Annotated in this window: 23 protein-coding genes; 4 read left to right on the forward strand and 19 right to left on the reverse strand. The window is 59.1% G+C overall.

Annotated features, from left to right (window positions below):
* Positions 1–1,038 carry a tRNA epoxyqueuosine(34) reductase QueG gene (gene queG / locus ACYQ1P_RS02550; protein WP_460018808.1) on the forward strand — a complete coding sequence of 346 codons (1,038 nt, stop codon included), beginning with the start codon at positions 1–3 and terminating at the stop codon, positions 1,036–1,038.
* On the opposite strand, the gene mutL is transcribed toward queG, so the two are convergent.
* A complete protein-coding gene (mutL, locus tag ACYQ1P_RS02555; protein WP_460018809.1) occupies positions 1,035–2,828 on the reverse strand; it encodes a DNA mismatch repair endonuclease MutL in 1,794 nt (597 codons plus the stop codon). The two genes, queG and mutL, sit on opposite strands and share 4 nt — an antisense overlap.
* Positions 2,829–2,900: 72 nt before the next feature.
* On the reverse strand, positions 2,901–5,351 hold the full coding sequence (locus ACYQ1P_RS02560; RefSeq protein WP_460018810.1) for a PAS domain S-box protein: 2,451 nt from the start codon (positions 5,349–5,351) through the stop codon (positions 2,901–2,903).
* Positions 5,352–5,569: 218 nt separating this feature from the next.
* On the opposite strand from ACYQ1P_RS02560, the gene ACYQ1P_RS02565 reads away from it, so the two are divergent.
* A complete protein-coding gene (locus ACYQ1P_RS02565; protein ID WP_460018811.1) occupies positions 5,570–5,947 on the forward strand; it encodes a response regulator in 378 nt (125 codons plus the stop codon).
* Here the strand turns inward: ACYQ1P_RS02565 and ACYQ1P_RS02570 are convergent.
* Complete coding sequence (locus ACYQ1P_RS02570) at positions 5,916–7,178, reverse strand: hypothetical protein (RefSeq protein WP_460018812.1); 1,263 nt, start codon at positions 7,176–7,178, stop codon at positions 5,916–5,918. The genes ACYQ1P_RS02565 and ACYQ1P_RS02570 overlap by 32 nt on opposite strands.
* Before the next feature lie 176 nt (positions 7,179–7,354).
* Between ACYQ1P_RS02570 and can the strand changes: the two genes are divergently transcribed.
* Positions 7,355–8,011 carry a carbonate dehydratase gene (gene can / locus ACYQ1P_RS02575; protein WP_460018813.1) on the forward strand — a complete coding sequence of 219 codons (657 nt, stop codon included), beginning with the start codon at positions 7,355–7,357 and terminating at the stop codon, positions 8,009–8,011.
* Positions 8,012–8,088: 77 nt separating this feature from the next.
* On the opposite strand, the gene ACYQ1P_RS02580 is transcribed toward can, so the two are convergent.
* From ACYQ1P_RS02580 to ACYQ1P_RS02640, 13 genes are all read right to left on the reverse strand, one after another.
* On the reverse strand, positions 8,089–8,664 hold the full coding sequence (locus ACYQ1P_RS02580) for a DsrE family protein (protein WP_460018814.1): 576 nt from the start codon (positions 8,662–8,664) through the stop codon (positions 8,089–8,091).
* Positions 8,634–9,026, reverse strand: coding sequence for a hypothetical protein (locus tag ACYQ1P_RS02585; protein ID WP_460018815.1), 393 nt, complete (start codon positions 9,024–9,026; stop codon positions 8,634–8,636). The genes ACYQ1P_RS02580 and ACYQ1P_RS02585 overlap by 31 nt, the downstream gene beginning before the upstream one ends.
* Positions 9,027–9,078: 52 nt before the next feature.
* Entirely contained in the window at positions 9,079–11,775 is a 2,697-nt protein-coding gene (locus ACYQ1P_RS02590) for a hypothetical protein (protein ID WP_460018816.1), read from the reverse strand.
* Between the two features lie 85 nt (positions 11,776–11,860).
* Positions 11,861–13,501 (reverse strand): glucose-6-phosphate isomerase, encoded by a 1,641-nt coding sequence (gene pgi, locus ACYQ1P_RS02595; RefSeq protein WP_460018817.1) that lies wholly within the window; start codon positions 13,499–13,501, stop codon positions 11,861–11,863.
* A gap of 280 nt (positions 13,502–13,781) precedes the next feature.
* The gene (locus ACYQ1P_RS02600) at positions 13,782–14,168 is read right to left on the reverse strand and encodes a bacteriohemerythrin (RefSeq protein WP_460018818.1); all 387 of its coding nucleotides are present in this window, start codon (positions 14,166–14,168) and stop codon (positions 13,782–13,784) included.
* A 26-nt stretch (positions 14,169–14,194) separates the two neighbouring features.
* Entirely contained in the window at positions 14,195–14,785 is a 591-nt protein-coding gene (locus ACYQ1P_RS02605; protein ID WP_460018819.1) for a 2-hydroxychromene-2-carboxylate isomerase, read from the reverse strand.
* A gap of 30 nt (positions 14,786–14,815) precedes the next feature.
* Positions 14,816–15,124, reverse strand: a complete 309-nt coding sequence (locus ACYQ1P_RS02610; RefSeq protein ID WP_460018820.1) for a 2Fe-2S iron-sulfur cluster-binding protein — start codon at positions 15,122–15,124, stop codon at positions 14,816–14,818.
* A gap of 65 nt (positions 15,125–15,189) precedes the next feature.
* Positions 15,190–15,633, reverse strand: a complete 444-nt coding sequence (gene cynS / locus ACYQ1P_RS02615; RefSeq protein WP_460018821.1) for a cyanase — start codon at positions 15,631–15,633, stop codon at positions 15,190–15,192.
* Between the two features lie 24 nt (positions 15,634–15,657).
* The gene (locus tag ACYQ1P_RS02620) at positions 15,658–16,797 is read right to left on the reverse strand and encodes a hypothetical protein (RefSeq protein WP_460018822.1); all 1,140 of its coding nucleotides are present in this window, start codon (positions 16,795–16,797) and stop codon (positions 15,658–15,660) included.
* A 66-nt stretch (positions 16,798–16,863) separates the two neighbouring features.
* Positions 16,864–17,397 (reverse strand): OsmC family protein, encoded by a 534-nt coding sequence (locus ACYQ1P_RS02625; RefSeq protein ID WP_460018823.1) that lies wholly within the window; start codon positions 17,395–17,397, stop codon positions 16,864–16,866.
* A gap of 61 nt (positions 17,398–17,458) precedes the next feature.
* Positions 17,459–18,298 carry an ABC transporter permease gene (locus ACYQ1P_RS02630; RefSeq protein ID WP_460018824.1) on the reverse strand — a complete coding sequence of 280 codons (840 nt, stop codon included), beginning with the start codon at positions 18,296–18,298 and terminating at the stop codon, positions 17,459–17,461.
* Between the two features lie 6 nt (positions 18,299–18,304).
* Positions 18,305–19,543: an ABC transporter substrate-binding protein gene (locus tag ACYQ1P_RS02635; RefSeq protein ID WP_460018825.1), complete on the reverse strand. Its 1,239-nt coding sequence runs from the start codon at positions 19,541–19,543 to the stop codon at positions 18,305–18,307.
* Between the two features lie 40 nt (positions 19,544–19,583).
* Positions 19,584–20,423, reverse strand: a complete 840-nt coding sequence (locus tag ACYQ1P_RS02640) for an ABC transporter ATP-binding protein (protein WP_460018826.1) — start codon at positions 20,421–20,423, stop codon at positions 19,584–19,586.
* Positions 20,424–20,951: 528 nt separating this feature from the next.
* Here ACYQ1P_RS02640 and ACYQ1P_RS02645 point away from each other — a divergent pair.
* A complete protein-coding gene (locus ACYQ1P_RS02645; RefSeq protein ID WP_460018827.1) occupies positions 20,952–21,572 on the forward strand; it encodes a TetR/AcrR family transcriptional regulator in 621 nt (206 codons plus the stop codon).
* 30 nt (positions 21,573–21,602) lie between these two features.
* Here ACYQ1P_RS02645 and ACYQ1P_RS02650 read toward each other — a convergent pair whose 3' ends face one another.
* The 3 genes from ACYQ1P_RS02650 to ACYQ1P_RS02660 all read right to left on the reverse strand — a co-directional run bounded on the left by ACYQ1P_RS02650 (position 21,603) and on the right by ACYQ1P_RS02660 (position 25,647).
* Entirely contained in the window at positions 21,603–23,168 is a 1,566-nt protein-coding gene (locus ACYQ1P_RS02650) for a carbon-nitrogen hydrolase family protein (RefSeq protein ID WP_460018828.1), read from the reverse strand.
* A gap of 66 nt (positions 23,169–23,234) precedes the next feature.
* The gene (locus ACYQ1P_RS02655) at positions 23,235–24,191 is read right to left on the reverse strand and encodes an alpha-E domain-containing protein (protein WP_460018829.1); all 957 of its coding nucleotides are present in this window, start codon (positions 24,189–24,191) and stop codon (positions 23,235–23,237) included.
* Entirely contained in the window at positions 24,181–25,647 is a 1,467-nt protein-coding gene (locus ACYQ1P_RS02660; RefSeq protein ID WP_460018830.1) for a circularly permuted type 2 ATP-grasp protein, read from the reverse strand. Before ACYQ1P_RS02660 ends, ACYQ1P_RS02655 begins: the two co-directional genes overlap by 11 nt.
* Positions 25,648–25,656: the final 9 nt, after the last annotated feature.

Genomic DNA, 25,656 nt, shown 5'->3' on the forward strand with positions numbered 1-25,656 from the left:
ATGGCGACCAGCCCCCGCAATCAGCGGGAAAACATTCGCGCCAAGGCGCTTGATCTGGGGTTCAACGCCTGCGGCTTCACCCGCGCCAGCAGCCGGACCGAGGATCGTGAGTCCCTGCGCGCCTATCTGGACCAGGGGCGGCATGAGGACATGACCTGGATGGCCGAAACCTTCGACCGCCGGGCCGATCCGCATGTGTTGTGGCCGGAAGCCAAAACCGTCATCGCCCTGGGCATGAATTACGGGCCGGGCCAAGACCCCCTGGCGCTGGCCGAACATCCCGACCGGGGCCGAATCAGCGTCTATGCCCAGGGCAAGGACTACCACGATATCATCAAGAAACGGCTCAAGGCCCTGGCCCGTTGGATGACCGTCACCTTTGGCGGCGAGGTCAAGGTATTCGTCGATACCGCCCCGGTGATGGAAAAACCGCTGGCCCGGCAAGCCGGGCTGGGCTGGACCGGCAAACATACCAATCTGGTGTCCCGGGAGTTCGGCTCCTGGCTGTTTCTGGGCGAGATCTTCACCAGCCTTGATCTGCCCATCGACCGTTTCATGCCCGACCATTGCGGCTCCTGCGATGCCTGTCGCAGCGCCTGCCCAACCGACGCCTTGCATACCCCCTACCAGATGGATACCGGACGCTGCCTGTCTTATTTGACCATCGAGACCAAAAACCCCATACCGGCGGAACTTCGGTCGCAAATGGGCAATCGGATCTATGGCTGCGACGATTGCCTGAGTGTCTGTCCGTGGAACAAGTTCGCCGCCCCGACATCGGAAGCGGGGTTCCAGCCCCGGGCCGAAATGAGCGCCCCCCGGCTGGCCGATCTGGCGCGGCTCGACGATGCGGGCTTCCGTGACGTCTTCGCCGGTTCACCGGTCAAGCGGGTGGGCCGTGACCGCTTTGTTCATAACGTCCTGATCGCCCTCGGCAACAGCGCCCAGCCCGAGTTGCGCCCCGTGGCTGAGACGCTGTTGCAAGATGATGCGGATTTGGTCCGTGATGCCGCCGCCTGGGCCTTGCAAAGGCTTTAACGCCGCCCGAACAGCTTTTCGATATCGGCCAATTTCAGTTCCACATAGGTGGGGCGTCCGTGGCTGCATTGGCCGGACAGGGGCGTCGCCTCCATCTGCCGCAACAGGGCATTCATTTCATCGCCATTCAAACGCCGCCCGGCGCGCACACTGCCATGGCACGCCAGGGTGGCGCAGACCGCGCCCAAACGGTCCCGCAGAGCGATGGCTTCGTCCAGTTCCATCAGGTCATCGGCCAGATCGCGCACCAGCCCTTTGACATCCGTATTGCCCAGGGCGGCAGGGATTTCACGCACCACCACCGCGCCGTCGCCGAAAGCCTCCAGCAACAGCCCCAACTCAGCCAGTTCGGCGCTTCGTTCCAGCAGTCGGGCGGCGGCGCTGTCGTCCAGTTCCACCACCTCCGGCAACAGCAATCCCTGGCGGGCCACACCCCCCGCCAGCAGGTCGCGGGTGATCCGCTCATGCATCAACCGTTCGTGCGCCGCGTGCTGATCGACCAGAACGATGCCGTCGGCGGTCTGGGCGACGATGTAGGTTTCATGCAGTTGCGCCCGCGCCACGCCGAGCGGATGATCCACCGGGTCCGACCCATCGGCCACCGGGGCGGGGGCCTGGGGTGGCCGGGACATATGGGGCAACGGCGCATGGAAGGTCTGCGCCTTGTCGTGCAGGCCCTGGGGAAGGCGCGGGGCCGGAGAATGACCGAATCCCATCGGCAATGAAGAACCGCCGCCCTGAGGTCGAGCCGCACCAAGCGCCGCCATGCCGACCGTCGAGGTGGCCCGGTGCCCGGCCCCGGCCAGAGCCATCTTGAGCGCCCCGACGATCAGGCCGCGCACCGTTCCCGCGTCGCGAAACCGCACTTCGGTCTTGGCCGGATGTACATTGACGTCCAACAGATCCGGCGGCATTTCCAGAAACAGCGCCAACAGGGGATGACGATCCCCGGCCAGCACGTCCCGATAGGCCCCGCGCACCGCCCCGAGCAGCAGCCGGTCGCGCACCGGACGTCCGTTGACGAACAGAAACTGCATCTGCGCATTGCCCCGGTTGAGGGTCGGCAAGCCGGTCAGGCCGCTGAGATGAAGGCCGTCCCGTTCGGCTTCCACTGGCACCGCGTTATCGGTGAATTCCCGGCCCATGACGGCGGCCAGCCGCTCGGCCCGGGCATCGAACAGATCCCCTGCTGCTGCGGCATAGCGCAGCACATCCCGCTGGCCGTCATGGAGCGAGAACGCCACCTGGGGATAGGCCATGGCGAGGCGCTTGAGCACGTCCACCGCATGACCACGTTCCGTCTGTGCCGCCTTGAGAAACTTCAGCCGGGCCGGGGTGGCGAAAAACAAATCGCGCACCTCGATCCGCGTCCCCGGCGGATGGGCGGCGGGGCGGGGTTCCCCGACCACCCCAGCGGACAGGGACAGTTCCCAGGCACTGTCGGCTCCGGCAGAGCGTGAAGTCAGAGTCAATCGCGACACCGCGCCGATGGAAGGCAACGCCTCGCCGCGAAAGCCGAGGCTGGCGATATGCACCAGATCATCGTCGGGCAATTTGGAGGTGGCGTGGCGCTGCACCGCCAGGACCAGTTCCTCGGGCGTCATGCCGCAACCATCGTCGGTGACCGACATGTAGGTCCGACCGCCGTCGCGCATCACCACGTCGATGCGCCGGGCACCGGCATCGAGGCTGTTTTCCACCAGTTCCTTGATCGCCGAGGCCGGACGTTCGACCACCTCACCGGCGGCAATCCGGTTGACTAGGGTATCGGGGAGCAGGCGCAGGGTCATGTCTCTTGGTCTTCTCCCCAGGGGGACGGTGGCAGGGGCAACCGGAATCAGGTTTTATCGTTACCGGATTTTTCAGAGCAGCGGAAAGTAAAACTTGAAGGTCGCGCCCTTGTTGGGGGCGCTCTCGACTTTGATCGCCCCGCCATGATGGGTCACGATCCCATGCACCATGGACAACCCCAGTCCGGTGCCCTCGCCAACGGGTTTGGTGGTAAAGAAGGGATCGAAGATTCGTTCCATGGTGGCCTCGTTCATGCCCTTGCCGCTGTCGGTCACGGTCAGCCGGGCATATGCGCCCGGTGCGAGATTGGGCAATCGAGCCAACTCTTTATCCCCTTTCGGAAGCGCCGACAGGCCGATGGACAGGCGTCCGACGCGCCCCTCCATGGCATCGACGGCATTGGACGCCACGTCGATCACGACCGTGCTGATCTGTGTGGAATCGGCCATGATGAACCCGGTGTTGGGGTCCAGCTTCGCCTGGATATCCACCGTCGAGGGGAGCGTGGCCCTCAACAGATTGAGGGATTGGCCGATCAACTCGTACAGGTCCACCCTCTCCACCTTCGGCTCCGTCTCGGAGCGGCGACTGAACGTAAGAATGGTCTTCACCAGGTGGCTGGCCCGTTTGGCGGCGTCCACCACGATTTCCAGCCGTTTGCGCTCGCGACTTCCTTCGGGAAGTTGTTTGCGGGTCAATTCGGACAGCGCCAGGATCGGCAACAGCATGTTGTTGAAGTCGTGGGCGATACCGCCCGCCAGATTGCCCAGGGACTCCATCTTCTGCGCCTGACGCAGATTTTTTTCCGCCTCGACGCGGTCGGTGATATCGGCGAAGACCACCACCGCGCCGATCAGGCGACCGTCACGGCGCATGGGATGGGCATCGTATTCCACCCGAAAGAAAGTCCCGTCGGCGCGCCAGAATAGTTCGTCCGAGCGGTGCACGGCATCATCCATCCGATAGGCCCGGCAGACCGCGCAATCCTTGGCCGGATAGGGTCGGCCATCGGCTTTGGTATGGTGGGTCAGGGCATGCATGTCCTGCCCGACCAGATCACCCGGGCTGTCAAAGCCGAGCAGACGGGCGGCAGCCGGATTGCACAAGGTGCAGATCCCCGCCCTGTCCAGGGTGTAGATTCCTTCCTGGGTGGAATTGAGCAACAAGCTCAGGCGTTCCTCGCTTTCCTGCAAGTGACGGTGGTCCCGGACCCGCTCGGTAATGTCCTGCACCACGCCCTGGAACCGCAGTGGGGTACCGTCCTCCGACATGACCGGTTCGCCACGCACGTCCACGTCGCGCTTGAGCCCATCGGGCGTGACGATGGTATACTCCAGGTGGATCGGCGCTCCCGCCGAGGCGGCATCGGCGAACGACTTGGTGACCCGCTTCTTGTCCTTACGGACAATTTGTTTCAGCAAACGAGTCAGGGCAAAGCTGTCTTCCTGCCCGTCCATTGCAAAAATGCGCAGGCACTCACCCGATCCTTCCACCGTCCGCGCCTTGATGTCCCAACGCCATGTACCCACCCTACCCGCCTGCTGCGAGGCCAACAGGTCGGCCTGGCTGCGCTCCAACTCCGCAGTGCGTAGGGCGATCCGGCTTTCCAGATCCCGGTTCAGATTGCGCAGTTCCACTTCTTGCCGCGCCAAGGTGATATAGGCTTCGGTCAATCGCCGCGTCTTATCCAGATTGATCTGCACCAGATACAGGGCCCACCCCAGGGCTGCGGCAAGAACAAGACCGAACCCAAGTGTCAGATGGTGGACAATGGCACTGGCGAGATCGTCCTCTCCCCGAATGGAGCTCTGGACCATCGCCTGCCACAGGGCAACCGTGATCGCCAGCACCCAGATCGCCAGCACCTGAGGGACCCAGTCTGGAAACCGTTGGCGCCGATCAGACGAGGATTCGGCCCAGGAAAGCCCCAGCATGCCCGCCCCGAGAAACAGGAACCCGATTGCGGTATGGATCGCCATGCGGGTCAGATGCCCCCAGCCATAGGCGGCTTCGACGCCGGTCACATAACCGAACAACGCCACGAATCCCAAAGCCGCCGTAAGCGCCGCCAAAATGGCGGCGGAGGTTTTCCCCCCCTGATCGGCTTTGGTTTCGGCCATCAATCCGAGTGCCAGCCCCATCAAGGTGAAACAAAGGGCGGTGTTGGGGGCCATCCGTCCCGGGTGGGAGGTTTGGACCTGTATGTAATGGTCCATGAATAATTCGTCGAGGCCGATATCGATCCCGGCCACATATTCCACCAGCGTCAACACCCCGAGCAGCCCGACCGTCAAACCGCAGATCATCGCCACACCGCGTCCCCCGAGGAGCAGGGCCGTCAGACCGAGCCCGGACAGCAAAAAGCCCAGCGCCGTGTTGAATTGCATGGGGACAAAGCCCGGTGCCACCTGAATCAGCGCCGGAAGCTGCGCCAACCAGCCGACAAGCACCAACCCGCCAAGCCCCATGGATAGGCCCCCTGTAATCCAAGCCACCCAGCGCGAACGTAGACCTGGCATCATGAGAGGTGTTCCCTTTCAGAATAGATTTTTAAGAATTTTCCAGGCATAAATCACAAATTGCGCGTCCTTGATATTCATGTGATGACCTAAACACTCCATGAAGTTAATATAATTTTTAATTTCGTTTCATCCTAATTTAATTACATGATACAATCATGTGATTAATTTTTTGTCTTGGTTTCGGTTAATTTGTGACTGGCGGGAAGGAACATTTCGCGATGGCACTCATACTGGTCATTGATGATGAGGAAGTTGCCAGATTCACGCTCCGGGAAATTCTCGAAAGTGAAGGGCATGAGATCCTGGAGGCCGCCAACGGAGAGGAAGGGCTAGATGTTTTCAATGCCCATAAGTTGGACTTGGTGATTACGGATATCATCATGCCCCACAAGGAAGGCATCGAGACCATCATGGAACTGCACAAGGCGGCACCGGACCTACCGGTCATCGCGATCTCCGGTGGCGGTCGCACGCGCAATCTGGATTTTCTAGAGTATTCAAAGGAATTTGGCGCTTCGAGCGTGCTGGTCAAACCTTTTACCGACGAACAACTCATGGCGGTCGTCAATCGTCACCTGGGACCGGCTGCTTCTTGAAATACCGCCTGTACGGCTCCCGAATATCATAAACTTCGATGTCACGAGCGGCGTCCGCCACATTGGCGATGGCGTAGCCGTCCACATAGTCGAACCCGGCACAGACCGCAGCCGTGCTCTGGCTGAGCGATGCGATTCCGTGGACATAGGTACGCAAGTCGTTCTCCGCAGCCACTGAAGCGAACGCATTGAATTCTTGTATGATGCCGTCTTCCGAATGGCCTCCGGTGGAGATGTCGATCCCCACCCCATGCAACCCGGCTTGCTTGTGAAATGGCAATTTGACCACGCCACGGCGCATGCGGCCCATGATGGCGCGCCCCAGAGGACGGAGTGCATGGGTCATATCCTGGAGGTGGGAAAATGGAATGCCCTCCGGGAGCCCGACCAACTCGAACACGACGCGGTTCCTTTTCGTTGCCAGATGTTGATGGCAGGTTCGAATGAACGCGACTTTTGATTGTGGGTTGAACAGGGTCTCGTAATGCACCGGCATGGACAGCAGGGGGTCCATGTTGTTTTGTGCCAACCGACGGAACTCAAGACCGAGGCGCCGCGCTGTCGCATTGTCCAGATAGGCGATTTGCTTGGGGTCGCTGGGCTTGGGTAATACATTGTAGCCACAGCGGAAACTGGAATTCTCGTCGCTCAGGGCCGGAACACAGAGGTAGGTGGTGATGACCTTGCGCTTCACATACCACATGGGCCTAAACATAAAGCCGATCTGACCAGAGTCCTCCGACACATGATCCAGGCTGCGAAAAAGCTTTGGAGAAGGGAGACTTCCGCCTTCCCGCGGCATGTCGTCGACGCCTGTGCCTTCTTGCATGTCGATGGCTTCGACCAAAATCTCTTCATTTTCACCAAGAGTCAGTGACTTGACCAGTCCGGCATTGGAGTCCCAGGACAGGCCAAGCACCCGTTGTCCCACCTCATGGGCAACCAGGGACAGTTTCAATTTGGATCTGGCCACGTCGGAACTGGCAAAGGCGACCAGATAATGGGTGGAATCCTGTTTCATGAACACATCGCTCTCGGTCAATCGCAGATCGAGAACACCGCTGACGATGCGGTCGATGTTGGCGGCAATCCTGTTCCATTTTTCGCCCATTTCCTTTTGAATGGACGTCAAATCGAGTTGAAAGATGCGACCTTCCATCACTGCGCGATGGGAGGCCAGGATCCCTTTGAGTTGTTTAAGGAACGCTTCCTCGGATTTTGACTGCGCCATATATCTCCACCACGATCCGTTGCCATTCTGAGGGGATTTGACAAGAGCGGACGGTCCCTCGGATTATACCCACGAAAAGCAAAAGAAATAGATGGTTTCAAGAATCGTATTTCGATGCCGGAACAATGCGCCATCAGACAATTGCAGATTAGGTCCATACCAGCTACATAGAAAGCATGTGTGAGAAAGACGATCATAAAAGCCCGCAGGACCTGTTCGAGGCCAATCGCCAATGGGCAGCGGCGAAACTCGGCCAGGACCCGGATTTCTTTCACCGCCTGCGCGACGTGCAATCGCCCAACTACCTGTGGATCGGCTGTTCGGACTCGCGGGTCCCGGCCAATGAGATCGTCGGGCTGCAACCGGGCGAGATGTTCGTGCATCGCAACATCGCCAATGTGGTTCCCCATTCGGACCTCAACTGCCTGTCGGTGGTGCAATATGCGGTCGAGGTGCTGGAGGTCGAGCACATCATCGTCACCGGCCATTACGGCTGTGGCGGCATCAAGGCGGCGATGGACAAGGAACCGCACGGCCAGTTGGACAACTGGCTGTCCCATATCAAGGACGTCTATCACGCCAATTTCGAGGAATTGCGGCTGATCAAGGACACCGAGCGGCGGCAGAATCGCCTGTGCGAGCTCAATGTCATGCATCAGGTGCGCAACGTGGCCCGACTGTCGGTGGTTCAGAGCGCCTGGAGCACCGGTCGTAAACTTTCCGTGCACGGCTGGATCTACAGCCTGGAAGACGGCATTCTCAAGGACCTGGGTGTCGGCCTGGAAAACCAGGACGATCTGCACAGCGTGTTCCGCCTGAGCGACATCCTGTAATCTGCGGACACACCTCTTTATATTCACGGAGAAGAAACAGGGTAGGCGTTTGGCACGCCCACCCTGCCTGATGGATGTTACCAGCTCAACGTCTTGACGCTTGGATTGGCCAGCAGATCCAGAATGGCCGCCTCATTGCCCATCTCGACGCCGTCGATGAAGCTGTCCGGCGTCAATCCCGCCGCCTTCGTGCAGGCCTGGCAGGCATAAACCGTTCCACCATCCTTGATGAAGGATTGCAGCATCTGATGGATATTTTCTTTCATCAGGCCGTGGGTGTGGGAGGGACGATTTTTGTCCGCCAGATAAATGCCGCGCACATTGAGCCAGATGGCGACCGGCTGGAAGCCGTTTTTAAGTGCTTTTTGATGGGCGAACATGATCGCCTTGGTGGCCGCCCAGGTGTCATCCGTGGTCAGGTTGACGAACAGACCGGCTTTGGCGTCGGCGGCCTGGGCGTTGGGGTTACCGAGGCCGACGAAGACCGCCAGCAGCAGGGAAAGAAGGACGAACGTGGTTTTCAACTGTTTCATGGAATTGACCTTTTTTTCACGTGCACGCACAAACCTCGCGAGGTCCGCCAGGGGCGGGACGTGCGGATTGATTTGGATAGGAATGAAAATCAGGTCACGGAGGGCGGTGCCCGAGGCCATTTCAGGGACTTGATCTGCCCCGGGAGAAGCGCGACCGTCGCTTCGTCATAGGCCATCCGGCAGATCGGCGGGAACTCACGGGTGACCTGGCCAAACATCGGGGCCGAGAGGCGCGCGCTATCCAGACTGATGCAGACCGCGCAAGCGGCCGGGTCGGTGGCGCGGGACCTGGAAGTGTCGGGGGCCTGCGCCGGATTGAGAACGCGCAAGCCGAACTGTGTGCAGATGATCAGCGGTCCGGCGTCATTCGGGGAGGGCAGCGCCTGGGCGAACGGAATCAGCGCCTGGACCAACAGCGTGAAGGCCACCGCCCAATTCGTTATCTGTCGGAAATGCCGCACCAATTCGCCCCGGGAATCCACTCCAAATTCAATGACACCCTATTTCATCGCCAGAGGTTCGACTATCCATTTTTTAAATACCGGATTCTTTCTTTTCCGCCTCTTCCTCGCTGGATTTCTCCCGTATGGAGGCCATCAGATTGAGGTTGAACGTTGTCCATAACGCCAGTCGCCTTTCCCTGAGCTCCAGCCGCTGCTCGAGAAGCTGAGTAAAGGCATCTCGGATGCTTTCGATGACTTCCCCGTCGCTGGTTCGGTCAATTCGATCAACCAACTTGTGGGCCAAAACCTCCTCCAACTGCAAACTGACTTGAATGTTTTCCAACAGTTCGTCCACCCCGTCCACGGTGCCGCCCAGGGCATCGAGCAACAGGGCTTCGAAGATGACGACTTCACTTTTGAAGTGGGATACCGCTCCCTCCGCCGCTCCGATAATCCGCTTGGCATCGGCAAAATGGCGCAGGGCGGCCTGATGATCATGCTGGGATTTCTCGGCCAATCCGAAAAGGAAGCTGACATAGGCCGCGTCGTTGATGACATTCATACCCCAGATCAACTGCTCCAGACCGGCGTCGGCGGCCAAATCATGTATCAGCAGATCATAGGCCGCCCGATTGAACGCTTTCCAGGCCTCTAGGGTGAAAACCCACTGCGCAATCTCGAATACTTTTACCTCGTCCTTCCCCGGTGTCAGGGTGTTGTTTTCGATCCCCTCCATCAATTCGTAGGCCTTGTAATAGGCCCCTCGCGTGGCTTTCCGCGCTTCAAAAAAGCCATCGATGAATGATGTGATGGGATCGGCAGGAACCCGCAGCAGGCGCGCCCTGTACTCCGCCGGCACGGCATAACTGTAAATATAATCAAGGAAGGCTTTGGCGTCCCAGGTATAGGTGACCCATCGCTCATCCAGGGTCTCCCTTGGAATTTTACCGGATAGATAAAAACTGATGCTTCCCAGGATTAAATCGGTTTGTCTCAGATAAAGATCCATCCCCTGAACGAGGCTCAGAAAATTTTCATCCAGGGCCTTTTTCAAATTGTTATTCCAGGCGACCTTGACGAGCGTCTCCAGTGAATCCTTCTGCTCCGCATCCTCTTTCGCCACGGTGCGGAGGGCGGGCGGGCGGAAAGTTTCGAGCCCGATTTTCTCCGGCATTTCGTAGCCTGCTTCGGCCAAACAATCCCGCAACGCATCATAAACCACGTCCATACTGAACAAGGGATAACTTTGCTTGCCCTGTGGAATGGCGACATGGAGCATCTTTGCCGAGGTCACATCCTCGATAAAATGCTCTGGCAACGGAGAGATATAAAGGGTGCCCTCGTTGTACACGGAACCCTCGAAGGCTATGGGGTCTCCATCATTAAAAGTCAGCGTCCCCTTCACCTGCTCCCCGTCGGTCAGGCCCCATTCCTTTTCATTGAACGCCAGTCTGGGTTTGCCCAGGGCGGGATATTCAATCAGCGCCAGCCCTTTCGTGCTCCTGTTGGAGGGCAGGATGTCACAGCTTTTCAGATGCCCGGTCTTGTCGTCCCGGTAGACCCGGCTGGCCCAAAAGTTCGTGTCCACCACATCGACAAAGACTTTTTCTTCCTTTGGCTCTTGCGCCGCCTTTTCCGGCTCGCCAGCCTCCCCCTGCTCCGGATTCAGAATGGCCAGCCATTCATTGTATTCTGCCCGGAACCGTTTGTGAGCGTTGATTCTGAGCGCCCAATAGGCCCCCCAAATATTATAGAAATGGCTCTTTTTGAAATCACCGATGGAACTGGCGTCCAACATGGTTTCGAGAACGTCCAGCAGATCCCGCTCCAAGGCGATCGAGGCATCCAGGCGACGCGCCTTTACCGTCAGATGACGAACCAGCGGATTACCCGCCGTGACCACCTCCCCGAGTTCCAGAAAGCTGAACTTGCGCTGCTCTTGTTCAATTGCGGCAAGGGACTTTCTCGCCGCAGCAAGCAGTGCCGCAGCATCGTCCAGCAGCGTGCCACAACTGTCGCCATCCCCGATATAGTTGCCATAGCATTGGAAAATATTTGAGAGGAGTAAATCCTGGCTGTAGAAGAGTCTCTCGGCGGTGGAGCCGTAGTCTTTCAATTGTTCATGGAAGAACGTCAGGCGAATATCCGTTTCCATCAATACAGTTTCCACCGCGGCCAGAAAGTAAATTTTCTCAAGATCTTGCCTCGGCACGGCTTCGCCGCTTTTGATCTTTTCATGGAACTGACCAAGCTGCTCAAAAAAAGAGTCCATCTTCCGTAAATAACGCCCGACGATCTTTGAAAATTTTGTCCGAGCCTCCGGGAAAGCGTAGTTGTTCACATCCTCGACGAAGGCCTGAATGACTTCGTTGGCGTATGTCCTGTCTTTGCTCCAGTACTTGGGAATCTCAACGAGGTCCCGGTTCCCCTGGGCCTTTTCCTCATCATCGTCAAGTTGAATGCGGATCAGGCTATTGGCATAGAGACGGACCCAATTCTCGATATCGTCCAAAGTGTTTGACGGTGACCGCTCCAGAATCTGGACCAACATCAGAAAATAGGTGGTGTCTTTGGCCGACTTCAGCCCGGGCAAGGCCAGCTTGATGCGGTCAGCTCTTTGTTGAAGGGGGATCAGAGCCGGCTGGAAGGTGACTTCCGGCTCGGCCTTGGTTTCCTGGCTCGGCTTCGATTCGCCGTTGGAGGTTTTTTCCTCCGGTGCGGCATCGGCGGGGCGCACGCTCCCCAGGCAAAGCAGAGCTGCCACAACGGCCAATAAAAAGAACCTCATGCCCCCTCCCATACGACCCGAGTGATCATAGAGGGATATTACATGTCATGCGGATCGCCATCCACAATAAATCTACCCAGGATGGTTATTTCCGCCAGTCTCGAATCTGCCGGATCAGGGCGCTGGTGGAGCCGTCATGGGGGCGCGGGGCCACGTCACCCTTCAGTTCCGGGTGAATGATACGAGCCAACTGCTTGCCCAGTTCGACGCCCCATTGATCGTAGGAGTTGATGCCCCAGATCACCCCCTGGACAAAAATCTTGTGTTCGTACATGGCCACCAGCTTACCCAGCGATGTGGGATCAATCTTGCGCACCAAAATGGCGTTGGTCGGATGATTGCCGGGGAAGACCTTGTGCCGCACCAGTTTCTCGATGTCTTTGGCGTTGCGCCCCTGGGCCGTTAACTCTTCGCGCACCTGGGTTTCAGTCTTACCCATCATTAGCGCTTCTTGCTGGGCCAGGAAATTGGACAACAAAATGGAATGGTGATGCGGCACCGGGTTGTGGGTCTCGGCGCTGGCGATGAAATCACAGGGAATCAGATGGGTGCCCTGATGGATCAATTGATAGAAGGAATGCTGGCCGTTGGTCCCCGGTTCGCCGAACAGGATCGGCCCGGTGGCATAGGGAACCGGATGGCCGTCGCGGGTCACCCGCTTGCCATTGCTTTCCATATCGGCCTGTTGCAGATAGGCCGGCAGACGGTGCAGGTACTGATCATAGGGCAGCACCGCATGGGTGCTCGCTCCCATGAAATTGCCGTACCACACCCCGAGCAATCCCAGAATGACCGGAATATTGTGCGCTAGCGGGGCGGTGCGGAAATGTTCGTCCATTTCATAGGCCCCCTGCAACAGCGCCTCGAAATGATCCATGCCGACGGCGATGGCGATGGGCAGTCCGATGGCCGACCACAGGGAATAACGCCCGCCCACCCAATCCCAGAACTCGAACATGTTGGCGGTGTTGATGCCAAACGCGGCCACCGCCTCGGTGTTGGTGGACAGGGCGGCGAAATGCCGTCCCACTGCTGCCTCGCCCAGACGATCGGTCAGCCATTTGCGTGCCGACTGGGCATTGGTCATGGTTTCCTGGGTAGTAAAGGTTTTAGAGGCGACTAGAAACAGGGTGGTTTCCGGGTCCAGGCCCTTGAGAGTCTCGGCGATATGGGTGCCGTCCACATTGGAGACGAAATGCACCTTCAGGCGCGGATGGTGATAGGGCTTCAGGGCCTCGCAGACCATCACCGGCCCCAGATCCGAACCACCGATGCCGATATTGACCACATCGGTGATGGATTTACCCGTATGGCCGGTCCAATAGCCCTCGCGCACGGAATCGGAAAACCGCCGCATATGATCCAGTTCCCGCCGCACGCCGAGCATCACGTCGCTTCCGTCGACGAAAATGGGACGGTCCGAACGGTTGCGCAGCGCCACATGCAAGACCGCCCGGTTTTCGGTGTTGTTGATCGCGTCACCGGCGAACATGCGGCTGCGCCAGATCTCCAGTTCCGCCGCATCGGCCAGAGCCAGCAGCTTGTCCAGGGTCTCTCCAGTGATCCGATTCTTGGAATAATCGACCAGCATGTCGCCCAATCGCAGAGAAAAGGCATCGAAACGATCAGGGTCCTGTTTGAACAAATCGCGCATATGGCGCGTGGACATGTCCTGGGCATGGACGTCCAGGTCACGCCAGGCGGGCGTCTGGGAAAGATCGGTCATGGATTTAACCCCCGGTTTTGGGTCGACTCGCGCTAGGGGATATAGAGTACCAGAGAACCGAACAGTAGCCAGCCCCAGTATTCCGCCTGAAGCACAGCACCGCAGACCCGCCTGACAGCGGCCAGCCCGGCCCCTCATCGGTCAGGCGTTGAGATCGAGGCTTTCCTGATCAATATGGACCCTCCAACTGGCGTGATCCTGACCGGCAATGGCGAAGGTGTTGGAATCCACCTGTTGGTTGAGCAGTGTTTCATTTGCTCATGGCCCGTCACGGCACAGATCACCCGGCCAGAATGGTCTGATCCGTGATTTGAATATGGGTGAGCAGCCAATCGCTCAGGAAGGCATGTAGCTGGGACAGGTTCACCGAGGCGGGTTCGGATTGGTAGGCCTCGGTCAACGATTTGATTTTCGCGGTGAACCGCTGATGCTGTCCTTTGTGGGACTCGATCATGGAATAGCCGGTTTCCTCCATGATCCGTTCCTCGCGAGCGAAATGCTCGCTCACGTACTTGTTGAGACCGACCAGAACCTCTTCCAGCGCCCCCGAAGACGCGCCTACTTCGATCTGGCTTTCGACCCGGTTCAGCATGTCGACCAGCACGCGGTGGTCATGGTCAATCTGCGGATGGCCAAGGGCCAAATCGGCAGTCCATTGAATGGGCATGGTCGGTCTCTCCCTGTCACCCCCGGTCAGAGGGCCTCTTCCAGCATGGCAATGCGGTCCTGTCCCCAGAACATCTGTCCGTCGACGATGAAGGTCGGCGACCCGAACACTCCGTCGGCAATGGCCTGGGCGGTGGAATCGTCGAACCGTTCGGCCATGCCGTCGGCCTGCGAGGCCGTGACCAGGGCGGCGCCATCCAGCCCGCAATCAGTGGCGATGTCGGCCAAAGTGGCGGCGTCGGTGATGTTGCGTTCCTCGGCCCAAACCGCCTTCAAAATGGCCATCGCCAACGGCCCCGGGTCCGCCCCCGCGTCCACGGCGGCGAGTAGCAGACAGCTCGCCGGTTGCGTCGGCACCGGAAAATGGGCCGGCTTCAGATTCAGCGGCATGCCTAACTTGGCGCTCCAACGCTGCAATTCTGCGGCCCGGTATTTCTGGTGCGACGGATGCCGCTTCACCGGAGGAAGGGCACCCACTTCGTTGAACACCTTCATGATGTCGAAGGGCTTATAGACGATGTTCACATCATCCCGTTTGCTCAACGCCAACACCCGCGGCTGCCCCAGATAGGTGAACGGCGAGATCAGAGTGAAATAGTAGGCAATGGTCTTGCTCATCGGAATGGGTCCTCCCCTCTTGAAACGCAATCAGCCCGGCAATCGCACGGCCAAACCCGACAGATCATCGGTCATCATGATCTGGCAACAAAGACGCGAAGTCTCCTCCAGATTAAACACGGTGTCGAGGATGTCTTCCTCCTCTTCCTTCAAGGCATCGAGCTTATCGAACCAATCCGGATTGACGATCACATGGCAGGTGGCACAGGCCAACGAGCCATTGCATTCGCCAACCACCGGATATCCGGCTTCGCGCAAAATTTCCATGACGGACTGGCCAGTCCCGGTTTCCAATTCCTTGGTGACGCCGTTGGCATCGGTCACGGTGAGGGTGGGCATGGGCGTTTTCCTTGTTGTTGAAGTCGAAGCGGATGGGCCGTCGGAACACGGCCCATCCCACTCGATCAGTACCGCTTATAGGGCAGGAACTTGCCGTTGAGCACGACAACCACACGGTCGCCCGCCGGGTTCGGCTCCTTGGAGATATCCATGGAGAAGTCGATGGCCGACATGATGCCGTCGCCGAACTTTTCCTCGATCAGCGCCTTCATGGCCGGGCCATAGACCTGGATCAGCTCGTAGAAACGGTACAACAGCGCATCGGTGGGTACCGACTGGCCCAGGCCACCCCGGTACGGCGGAACGGTCAGCCATTTGGCTTCCTCGGGGGTGAGATCGAAGATTTTGGCCGCCTTGGCCGCTTCATCCTCGTTCATGGCCATCTGGCCCAAAAGGGCACAGGTGCACCATTCCTTGGCCGGGCCGATTTCCTTGGCAACGCCCTCCCAGGTCAGGCCCTTGGCCAGCTTGGTCGCAACAATCTTTTCAGTAACTTCAACACGGGACATGATACTTTTCTCCTTTGTTTGTCATCAAACGCCTAAATCGGCGATGGCCTTGCGCAGGTGCTTGGTGGCTGGGGTGACGATGGCGACGAAAATGGATTCTCGGAACCGCCGATCCACGGTGGAGCCCTGGATATAGCCCTTGGCCCCCTCGTGCAGCAGCGCCGCATTGGCCGCCCGCATGGTCAGATCGCCCGCATAGAGTCGGGTTTCGAACACCTTCTTCAGATATTCCGGTGAGCTGTCGAGCGGCGTTTTGAGCAACGCGATGACCCCGGGCAGGGCTGCCGCCAGCTCCGCCTCGAACGTCTCGGCCCGGTCCGGCAGGTACTGATTGACGTGATACAGCGACTTGTCGCTTTCCTTCATGATGTTGATGAAAGCGTGGATCTGGCCCAGGGCGATTCCGGCCTGCATCAAAAAGAACGCGGGCTTGATGCGCTTGACGTAGGCGGGCATGTCCTCGGCCAGGATGCGGCTATCGGGGATGAAAGCCTTCTTGACCAGCACCGAATAAGTACCGGAGCCTTCCAGGGCGATGAAATGGGTGTTCTGGCGGATCTGCACGTCGTCGCCGTTGATGTGGAAAACGGCCATCTTCTTGACCTTGGGATCGTCGGCCATTTCAAAGGCCGACCCCATGTAATGGTTGTCGCCCAGGTTGGAGACATAAGGCAGCACCCCGGAGACCACATAGCCGCCGTCAACCCGCTGCCCCTTGAGCTTGAACGACTCGATGCCGTCCATGGACTTGACAGGGTTGGACATGCCCGATGTGCCCATGATCTGTCCGGTGACGGTCTTTTCCAGCAGTTCATCGCGCAGAGCGGTATTTTCCGATTGTAAAAGGTACCAGGCAAAGGCGTTTTGCAGCCACATCAAGAAGCTGGTATTGCCGCATTCGCGACCGGCGACGGTCATCGCCTCGATGGTGTCGAGCAGGTCGGTCTGACCGGGATGATAGCCGAAACCGGTCACATGCTGGGCAAAAGCCCCCGCCTGGGCCAACTTGACCATGTTGGCACCGGGATAGATCCCCTCCACATCGACCGGCACCGCCATGCTGCGGATATCGGTCTCGGCCACGGCCTGGACAGCGGCCAGCATGTCTTCCTTGGTGGCGGGCAGAGCGGGGTAAGGGCCCGGAGTTTGCAGTGCGACAGCCATCGTCGTGGCCTCCTTTTCAGTGTCAGGGCGAAGACGCGGCACCCCCTCTCAGGGGTGCCGAGCCGCTTACATGAGGCCCAATTCCAGATTGACCGGACGGGTGTAGGTATTGGCCACCGGCGACCATTGCTTCACATGAGCGAGCAGCGCCGCCTTGTCTTCCTCGGAGGCGTCACAATCCAGGTCGACCTTGACCCGCACGTCGGTGAAGCCGACCGGCTTTTCGGAGACGTCGCCACAGCCCCAAACGGCGGTGATGTTCAGATCGCCTTCCAGTTCCAGTTCCAGTTTGCGGATGGTGATGCCCCGGTGCACGGCGTTGGCGTGAATGCCGACGGCAATGCAGGAGCCCAGCGCGGCCAGCGCGGCCTCGGAGGGATTGGGGGCCGTGTCGTCGCCCAGCAGCACCGGCGGCTCATCGACGATGTAGGGCTCCAGATCGCGGATCATGTTCAGATGACGGAACTTGCCCTCGGCGATGGTCTTGCACTTCAGGGTCTTGATTGCCTGCGGGTTTTCCTTGCTCTTTTCAATGAGTCCATTGAGGCCGTTTTTGTCGATCGGCAGCAGGCAGGCGGTCATTGCGGTATTGGCAGTCATGGTGAAGTCTCCTTTGTAGATTCGATTGAGAGTGTTTTTTGATAAAGAACAGCGTGGTTTGTCAGGTCTCCCGAACCCAGGAAGTGCGTTTGATCAACCACAGCAAAAAGCCGTCCAGCGCGAACCCGATGAGTCCGATGATCAACACGATGGCCGCCAGTCGGTCATATTCGAGGGTATCGCGGGCGTCGTTGATGGAATAACCCAGACCGGAGGTCACTCCGAGATATTCGGCCGGGACCAACACGATCCAGGCCACGCCGAGCGCCAGGCGAATGCCGGTCAGCACATCCATGGCAATGGCGGGCAATATCACGTAGCGCAACATCTGAAACCCGTTGGCCCCGAGATTGCGGGCCACCTTGAACCAACTGGGATCGACTTTGCGCAACCCGTTGGCGGTGGCGAAGGTCACCGGCCAGACCGCCGCCATGGCAATCAGAAACACGATGGCCCCGTCCCAGCTTTCGTAAACCAGCACGGCAACCGGCATCCAACTGAGCGGCGAGATCATGCGCAGAAATTGGAAGGGCACATGGGTGACGGCCCGCAACATGGGTTTCCGTCCGATCAGGATGCCGGTCGGCACGCCCAGGACAACCGCCCAGAACAGGCCGCCGCCGATACGCTCCAGACTGGGGACCGACATGCTCCAGAACTCGCCCTCGGTGAGGATGCGCCAAAAAGCATCCAATGCCGGAGCCGGTCCGAAATCAGCGAACGAGGCGGTATCCGGATTGGCCGCAATCAGATAGCCGCCAAGCCACCACAGGGCGAACAGGCCACCGATCCCCGCCGCGGGCGGCGTGATTTTCTTGAGCAGGGGGGCGCTGGCGAGGGTCGCCGTCGATAAAGACGACCCCCGGGTCCCCTGTTTAGCTGTGATGGCTTGGCTGGTCATCTCTGATTACACCGCGACGATTTCTTCACGGGCGTAAGGATCGGACGGATTGACCGACGGGTCCTTTTTCCAGTCCGGGAACTTCTCCAACGCCGCCTTGACGAAGTCGTAGTCCACCAGATCGCCGACCGCGAATTCGGGATCGAGCTTGGACAGGAAGGTCGTATCGCCGCCGACCACCGTGTTGTTCATCGCCTCGATGATCATCTTGGTTGCCGAAGGGTAGGGCCAGGGCTGGAAATCCACCCGCCCGTTGCCCCATTCCGGATGCTGAATGGCATCGGGAGAGGCATAGGCCGCATCGTCGTAGAAGGTCATGGCCCGTTCAACCACGTCCGCCGGCATGGGCAGATATTTCTTGCCGTCGCGCGACAGCATGTGGGCCACCTCCTTCTTGTTCTGGGAGGCATAGATCTGCGCCTTGACGATGGCGTTCATGACCTTCTGGGTCCACTCCTTCTTTTCCTTGGTGTCCTCCTCCTGCATGCAGATGACGCAGCAGGGATGGTTCTTCCAGATATCGCCGGTGAAGCGCAGCATCTTGGCCCCGGCCTTCAACTCGCCCATGGCGTTGAACGGCTCGGCGACGATGTAGGCGTCGATTTTCTTGGCGGCGAGAGCGGGCGGCATGTCCGGCGGCGGCATGACCTGAAGATTGCACTCGTCATTGGCCAGGGGTTCGCCTTGGCCCTTGATGACGGCCTTGACCCCGGCGCTGCGCAAGGCGATTTGCAGCACGATGTTATGCATGGAGTACCAATAGGGTACCGCCACCTGCTTGCCGCCGAGTTGCGAAAAGTCGGTGATGCCGGTGTCCTTGCCGACCACCAGACCGGAGCCATTGGTATGCGCCCAGGCCATGATCTTGACCGGGTAGTTGTTGTTGTAGCGCATCCAGACCGGGATCGGCTTGAGGAAGTGCACCAGATTGAACTTCTTGGCCGCAAAGCCCTCGATCAACGGCGACCAGCCACGGATCAGGGTCGGTTGTTCGGCCTCCAGGCCTTCATCCTTGAAGAAATCCATGCCGTGCGCCACCAGCAAGGCGGTGGCATCGGTGATTGGCAGGTAACCGATACGCACCACGCCGTCGTCGGGGACCGCCGCCCGGGCGGCTCCGGGCAGCAGGCTCGATCCCAGGAGGGCCGCCATGCCACCGGCAGCCATCCGCTCCAGGGTCTCGCGGCGGGTCCAATCGTCGGACGTCCAATCTTCGTTCAGGGCCAACAGGTCTTTGTCACTCATGCTCTATCTCCTTTTGCGGTCGAGCGGTGTCTGTGAATACTCAAGCGGCACCGAGTCTGGCCGGGACGGGACCTTCTCCGTCTTCGTCCTCCAAGTCCTCGGCGTTGGATGGATCGGCACCGACGGCCTGACCGACGGTGTCCTCGAAAATGGAAAGCAGGCGGTTCTTCTCGGCCTTGACGGCGGCGCTGTTGCGGTCGCGGACTTCCGGCAGGTCCATGATGACATCGGCCCGCACACGGCCCGGATTGGCGCTCATGATCAGCGCTCGGTCGGCCATGATGGCGGCCTCGTCGATGTCGTGGGTCACAAAGATCAGAGTTAATTTCAGCTTCTTGGCGATGGCCCGGACTTCACGCTGCAAGGTGGCGCGGGTGAAGGCATCAAGAGCGGAAAAGGGCTCATCGAGCAGCAACGCCTCCGGCTCCGTGGCCAGGGAGCGGGCCAGGGCGACCCGCTGCTGCTGGCCGCCGGACAGGTCCTGCACGTTGGTTTCGGCAAAGTCTTCCAGGTGCACCAGTTCGAGCAGTTCCCGCGCCTTGTCGTCGAGTCCCTGCGTGCGGCCGGAAAAGCGTAAGCCGAGGGTGACGTTATCCTTCACCGTCATCCAGGGAAACAGGCTCGGAGCCTGAAACATCATGATCCACTTGGGCGAGGGATCGGTTACATGCAGCCCGTCGATCCAGATCTTGCCCTCGAAGGGTTTCATCAATCCGGCCACCAAATGCAAAAGGGTGGACTTGCCACAACCGGACCGGCCAATGATCGCCAAGGCCTGGCCGGGTTCGATTTCCACATTGATGTCGTCCAGCACCACATCGCCCTTCGCCTTGTAGCGGTGGGTCAGACCCTCGATCAGGATGTGGGCGCCAGTGGACATGTTGCGCTTCCCTTCCGGTTGCGGTTTGCCTGGACCAGCCCTCAATTAGCAAGACCGGTCTATCCACTCCCTCGCACATGCCGTGCCAACCTGAGAGAAAAAAAGAAAAGGGCGGAATTCCGCCCCTCGTGCTCATTCTCAGAAGCAGACAAGGACGTGCCACCCGCTCAAAATGCATAATTTTAAGGCATAATTGATCATCGATTAAACATTGTGCAACTGCTATTTATATCATTTAAAAACAACATATTATGCCCACATTACAATGCCTGACACTGCGGATTCATGCCACCGCCAACATTTCAGCGCAGGAATCTCCTCACAAAAACAAGGTCATAGATAGAACGATCAGTATATGATGAAAGTTTGAGCGCCTGGGCACCGATCTTGTTCCTGGCAAGAGGTGCGTAGCTGTTGCGGAAAAGCGCTTCATTGGGCATATAATGAAGGTCAGGGGCCAAGGGAGGCAAAACCGGCAGACTTTTTGCTTGATGCGGTCAATGCGGTTTTGATGAATGGGGAACAGCAATGCCCGAGACCAAGAAAAGCACCTGTGGCGCGGGAGCCGTGTCGGGGGCCAAGGACCGGATCCTAGACACCGCGATCCGCCTGTTCTGTGAAGAAGGAATCCATGCCACCGGGATCGACCGGATCATTGAGGAATCCGGTGTCGCACGCATGACCCTTTACAACCGGTTCGGGTCCAAGCGGGGCCTGATCCGCGCTGCCCTGGAGCGCGAGGGAGAAACCTGGCGCGCCTGGTACGAAGAGGAACTCCAGCGGACCGGCACCACGCCCAAGGACCGGCTGCTCGGTGTCTTCAATGTGTTGGAGAAATGGTTTGCCCGCGAAGACTTCTTCGGCTGCGCCTTTCTCAACGCGATGGCCGAACACAACAAAACGGACGCCTTGATCCGCGAACTGACCTTGTCACACAAGAAAAAGGTCCTGGCCCCCATCGCAGACCTTGCCCAACAGGCGGGGTATGCGGACCCCCAAGGCGTCGCCCACCAACTGGGAATCTTGATGGATGGCGCCATCATCACCGCCATGGTGACTGAAAACCCGGCCATCGCCCGAGACACCCGCGTCATGGCCGAAGCCCTGCTTGCGGCGCTGCCCCGGGACAAGAAGGCGACCGCGGCCTGACCCCCAACGGCACGCCGTCTATTCTTTCGACTATTTCTTGAGCCGGTTCCAGTTGACCGAATAGAGATCAAACCGGCGATCCTTGAGGTTCTGCACCGTCCCGGAATTGCGCGACGCGGTCAGGTCGTCGATCCGCAGATCGGCGAAGGCCACCATTTCCACGTTCGGGGTGGTGTCGGCGGCAACCCCATCGCGGGCGAACGGAAAGTCGCAGGGGGTGAGAATGCAGCTCTGGGAATACTGGATATCCATGTTCTCCACATTGGGCAGGTTGCCCACATTGCCCGCCATGACCACGTAGCATTGATTTTCCACCGCCCGGGCCTGGGCACAGTAGCGGACCCGCATGTAGCTCTGCCGCTCGTCGGTACAGAAAGGAATGAACAGAATCTGCGCCCCCTGGTCGGTCAGGTGGCGGGCCAGTTCCGGGAATTCCGAGTCGTAGCAGATCATCACCCCGATGGGGCCGCAGTCGGTCATGATCGCCTGCAGGTCGTTCCCGCCCTCAATGTTCCACCAGTAACGCTCGTTGGGTGTCGGATGGATCTTCGCCTGCTGGTGGATGGAGCCGTCGCGCAGGCAGACGTAGCAGATATTGAGCACCGCGCCGTGCTCGTCGTGGGTCGGATGGGAACCGCCGATGATGTTGATGTTGTAGCTGACGGCCAGTTCCGAAAGCAGCTTCTTCAACGGCTCGGTATAATTGGTCAGCGCCTCAATGGCCTCCGAGGCGGACACATGCTTGTTCTCGATGGACAGCAATTGCAGGGTGAACAACTCGGGAAAGACCACGAAATCGGCCTTGTAGTCGGCCACCACATCGACAAAGTATTCCACCTGATGGCCGAACTCCTCGAACGAGCCGACTCGCCGCTGCTGGTACTGGACCAAAGCCACCCGCACCGTATCGGGAATGCGGCCACGCTGACGGGCCCGCCGACCGGATTCCGGGGCCTGATATTTCAGATTGTGCCAGGCCAGATGGGCCGCGCAGCCCATGGATTCCCGGTCGATATCCAGATAGTCGTGCAGGACGCCAACGACCTCAAACCCGTTGCGCATCTGAAAGCCGAGGACATTGTCACGGAGCTTTTTCTCTTTCACCATCTCCACATAGGTCTCGGCCGAGCCGACTTTTTTCCAGCGCTTCGACAGACCTGGCAGCCGTCCTCCGAACACGATACCCTTGAGCCCCAGCCGGACACAGAGACCCTTGCGCTCATTATACAGGCGCTGGCCGATACGATAGCCGCGCATGGACTGATCGACGAAGACCTCCATGCCGTACAGCCACTCCCCTTCCGGATCGTGGCGCGACGCATAGCCGCCGCCGGTGATTTCCATCCAGTTGTGGGGCGCAAAAGCGATGGCCTCGGAAATCCGGAAAGTCGCGCAATAGCCGACCACGTTCCCCTCATAGACGCAGACGAACTGTCCGAGGGAAAAATTCTGAATATGTCCCCGGATCTGTGCCGAAGTGTAGGGCGGGAAATTGGGGTAGACCTTGCTGTACAGCGCGCAGATTTCAGGAATGTCCTTGATCAGGGCATTGCGGACCACCAGCTTGGGCTTGCTTTCATGGCGTGGGGCATTCATCGGAAAACGGAACCTCTCGTGGGAAAATGCTGGAGTTTGAAACCCCGGACGACACGCGGCCCAGGATCAAGACGGCAGCCCGAAGCATCCCTGCCCGAGGGCGTTGGTGAACTGGGCCAAACGGCGTTGCAGGTTGTCGATATAGGCATGGAAATCCGCAGCAAGCACCTCCGGCAGGTCGGTGGCCAGGAAATGCGCCCGAAGATCGTCGAGAATGACCAGCGCCTGACGCCCGCTCTCAACGCCGAAGCGATCTTCCAGACGACGCAATTGGTATCGGGTCGCCTCAGTACAGGCCATGGGAGAGCGCGGGAAATCGCTATCCAGCAATAAGAACTGGATGACCTCTTGGGGCCGCAGGTGAATGCGATGGGTACGGCGGAAGGCCTGATATCCAGAGGCCGAGCGCAGCAGTCCATTCCAGTGGGATTCCAGCTCCTGGGCCGCGATATCCTTGCCCGACAGCAGAGCCTGCCGATAGCCGATGTCAATCAGTCGGGAGGCCTGATCAAGCCGCTCCACCGACTTGCCCATCCAATAGAAGCACCAGCCTTGATCCTGATACAGGGTGCCCTCGGTGATGCCCGTATGGGTCTGACAGGCTTCCTTGATATGGCCGCACACCCCGACCAGCTTCTTGGCCATGATGTCGCGCCGTTGCAGGCCGCCAAGCCATGCCTGGAACATGTTGATCTGCGACCACATTTCGGTGCTGATCAAATGACGCAACGAACGGGCGTTCTCACGGGCGCTGGTCACCGATGACAGGATGGAGGTGGGATTGTCGCGACTGAGAACATAGAAATAGATCACGTTGCGGTCGGTGATGTCGCCATGCAATTTCTTGAAACGATCCAGATCGGCGTTCATTTCAAGAATCGCCTGCCAATTCTGATTGCCCTCCGCATCGCGGGCATGGGTCTCGGTCACGTCGATGATGCGCGCCAGATTCTCGGCCCGCTCCATGTATCGGGCGAGCCAGAAGATATTCTCGGCAAAACGTGCAAGCAGACTATTTTTCAAGGACCCAGGTATCCTTCGAGCCACCCCCTTGCGAGGAATTGACGACCAGCGAGCCCTTGGTCAGGGCGACGCGCGTGAGCCCCCCGGGCAGAACCCAGGTGCCGCGGCCGGTGACGGCGAACGGCCTGAGATCCACATGACGGGGTTCGATGCCGCCCGAGGTCAGGGTCGGACAAACGGACAGTCCGACCACCGGCTGGGCGATGTAATTGGCAGCGTTGTTTTGCAGTTCGACGCGGCGCTTGGCCAGGTCGGCCGCCGAGGCCCGGGGACCAATCAGCACGCCATAGCCGCCCGCCTCCCCGACCGGTTTGACCACAAGTTCGGCCAGATGCTCCATCGTATAGGCCAGCCCTTCCGGCTCGCGGCAGATGTGGGTCGGCACATTATCGAGAATCGGCGCTTCGCTCAGATAATAGTCGATGATGCGCGGCATATAGGCATAGACCGCCTTGTCATCGGCAACCCCGGTGCCGACCGCATTGGCCAGCGTTACATTGCCTTTCACGTAGGCCTTGAACAGGTTCGGCACGCCCAACAGGCTGTCCGGGCGGAAGGCCTTGGGGTCGAGGAAGGCATCGTCGATGCGACGATAGATCACATGCACCCGTTCGAGGCCGGCGGTGGTTTTCATGTAAACCGTGTCATCCTCGACCGCCAGATCGGAGCTCTCGACCAGCGGCACGCCCATTTCACGGGCCAGGAACACATGCTCGAAATAGGCCGAGTTGTAGACCCCTGGCGACAGCAGCACGACGCTGGCGTCGCTTTCGTCCATCCCCTCGGGGGCCACCTGGGCCAGCGCCTGATGCAGCCGCAACCCATAATCGGACACCCGGCGCAGGCCCACCTTGTCGATCAGATCGGGGAAAGTACGCTGCATGAGATGCCGGTTCTCGATGACATAGGAGACGCCGGACGGGGTGCGGGCATTGTCTTCCAACACCTTGAAACGGCCATCCAGGTCGCGCACGATATCGGTGCCACAGATATGCACATAGGTGCCGCCGGGCACGTCGACGCCGACCATCTTTTTGCAATAATTGCTGTTGCCGAGCACAAGGTCCTTGGGCACCACGCCATCCTTGAGGATTTTCCGGTCATGGTAGATGTCGTGCAGGAACAGGTTGATCGCCGCAATGCGCTGGCGAACACCGCTCTCGATGGTGCTCCAGTCCTTGGCCGACAACACCCGGGGAATGACGTCGAACGGCAGGATACGGTCGATGGACTGGGCGTCGGAATAAACGGTGAAAGTGATGCCGAGATTATAAAGCTCCGCCTCCGCCGCACGGGTGCGGTGACGCAGGGTCTTGATGTTGAGCTTGTCCAGCCGCCGCGCGATCTTGGCCAACGAGGCAGGCGGTTGACGACCCTCGGGGTTCGCCACTCCCAGCAATTCACAAAAATAGTCGCCGGGATCGTAATCCTTGAGCAGGCTTTTCCAGACAGGCATTCAGACATT

This window comes from Magnetospira thiophila (assembly GCF_054657015.1).

Bases quoted from the DNA above. Each gene is read 5' to 3' on its own strand.
- ACYQ1P_RS02565 (WP_460018811.1), top strand. From the start codon at position 5,570: ATGGCACTCATACTGGTCATTGATGATGAGGAAGTTGCCAGATTCACG.
- ACYQ1P_RS02650 (WP_460018828.1), bottom strand. From the start codon at position 23,168: ATGAATGCCCCACGCCATGAAAGCAAGCCCAAGCTGGTGGTCCGCAAT.
- pgi (WP_460018817.1), bottom strand. From the start codon at position 13,501: ATGACCGATCTTTCCCAGACGCCCGCCTGGCGTGACCTGGACGTCCAT.
- ACYQ1P_RS02590 (WP_460018816.1), bottom strand. From the start codon at position 11,775: ATGAGGTTCTTTTTATTGGCCGTTGTGGCAGCTCTGCTTTGCCTGGGG.
- ACYQ1P_RS02640 (WP_460018826.1), bottom strand. From the start codon at position 20,423: ATGTCCACTGGCGCCCACATCCTGATCGAGGGTCTGACCCACCGCTAC.
- ACYQ1P_RS02605 (WP_460018819.1), bottom strand. From the start codon at position 14,785: ATGAGCAAGACCATTGCCTACTATTTCACTCTGATCTCGCCGTTCACC.
- ACYQ1P_RS02630 (WP_460018824.1), bottom strand. From the start codon at position 18,298: ATGACCAGCCAAGCCATCACAGCTAAACAGGGGACCCGGGGGTCGTCT.
- ACYQ1P_RS02600 (WP_460018818.1), bottom strand. From the start codon at position 14,168: ATGCCCATTCAATGGACTGCCGATTTGGCCCTTGGCCATCCGCAGATT.
- ACYQ1P_RS02635 (WP_460018825.1), bottom strand. From the start codon at position 19,543: ATGAGTGACAAAGACCTGTTGGCCCTGAACGAAGATTGGACGTCCGAC.
- mutL (WP_460018809.1), bottom strand. From the start codon at position 2,828: ATGACCCTGCGCCTGCTCCCCGATACCCTAGTCAACCGGATTGCCGCC.
- ACYQ1P_RS02610 (WP_460018820.1), bottom strand. From the start codon at position 15,124: ATGCCCACCCTCACCGTGACCGATGCCAACGGCGTCACCAAGGAATTG.
- ACYQ1P_RS02660 (WP_460018830.1), bottom strand. From the start codon at position 25,647: ATGCCTGTCTGGAAAAGCCTGCTCAAGGATTACGATCCCGGCGACTAT.
- cynS (WP_460018821.1), bottom strand. From the start codon at position 15,633: ATGTCCCGTGTTGAAGTTACTGAAAAGATTGTTGCGACCAAGCTGGCC.
- ACYQ1P_RS02645 (WP_460018827.1), top strand. From the start codon at position 20,952: ATGCCCGAGACCAAGAAAAGCACCTGTGGCGCGGGAGCCGTGTCGGGG.
- ACYQ1P_RS02620 (WP_460018822.1), bottom strand. From the start codon at position 16,797: ATGGCTGTCGCACTGCAAACTCCGGGCCCTTACCCCGCTCTGCCCGCC.
- queG (WP_460018808.1), top strand. From the start codon at position 1: ATGGCGACCAGCCCCCGCAATCAGCGGGAAAACATTCGCGCCAAGGCG.
- can (WP_460018813.1), top strand. From the start codon at position 7,355: ATGTGTGAGAAAGACGATCATAAAAGCCCGCAGGACCTGTTCGAGGCC.
- ACYQ1P_RS02560 (WP_460018810.1), bottom strand. From the start codon at position 5,351: ATGATGCCAGGTCTACGTTCGCGCTGGGTGGCTTGGATTACAGGGGGC.
- ACYQ1P_RS02570 (WP_460018812.1), bottom strand. From the start codon at position 7,178: ATGGCGCAGTCAAAATCCGAGGAAGCGTTCCTTAAACAACTCAAAGGG.
- ACYQ1P_RS02580 (WP_460018814.1), bottom strand. From the start codon at position 8,664: ATGGCCTCGGGCACCGCCCTCCGTGACCTGATTTTCATTCCTATCCAA.
- ACYQ1P_RS02625 (WP_460018823.1), bottom strand. From the start codon at position 17,397: ATGACTGCCAATACCGCAATGACCGCCTGCCTGCTGCCGATCGACAAA.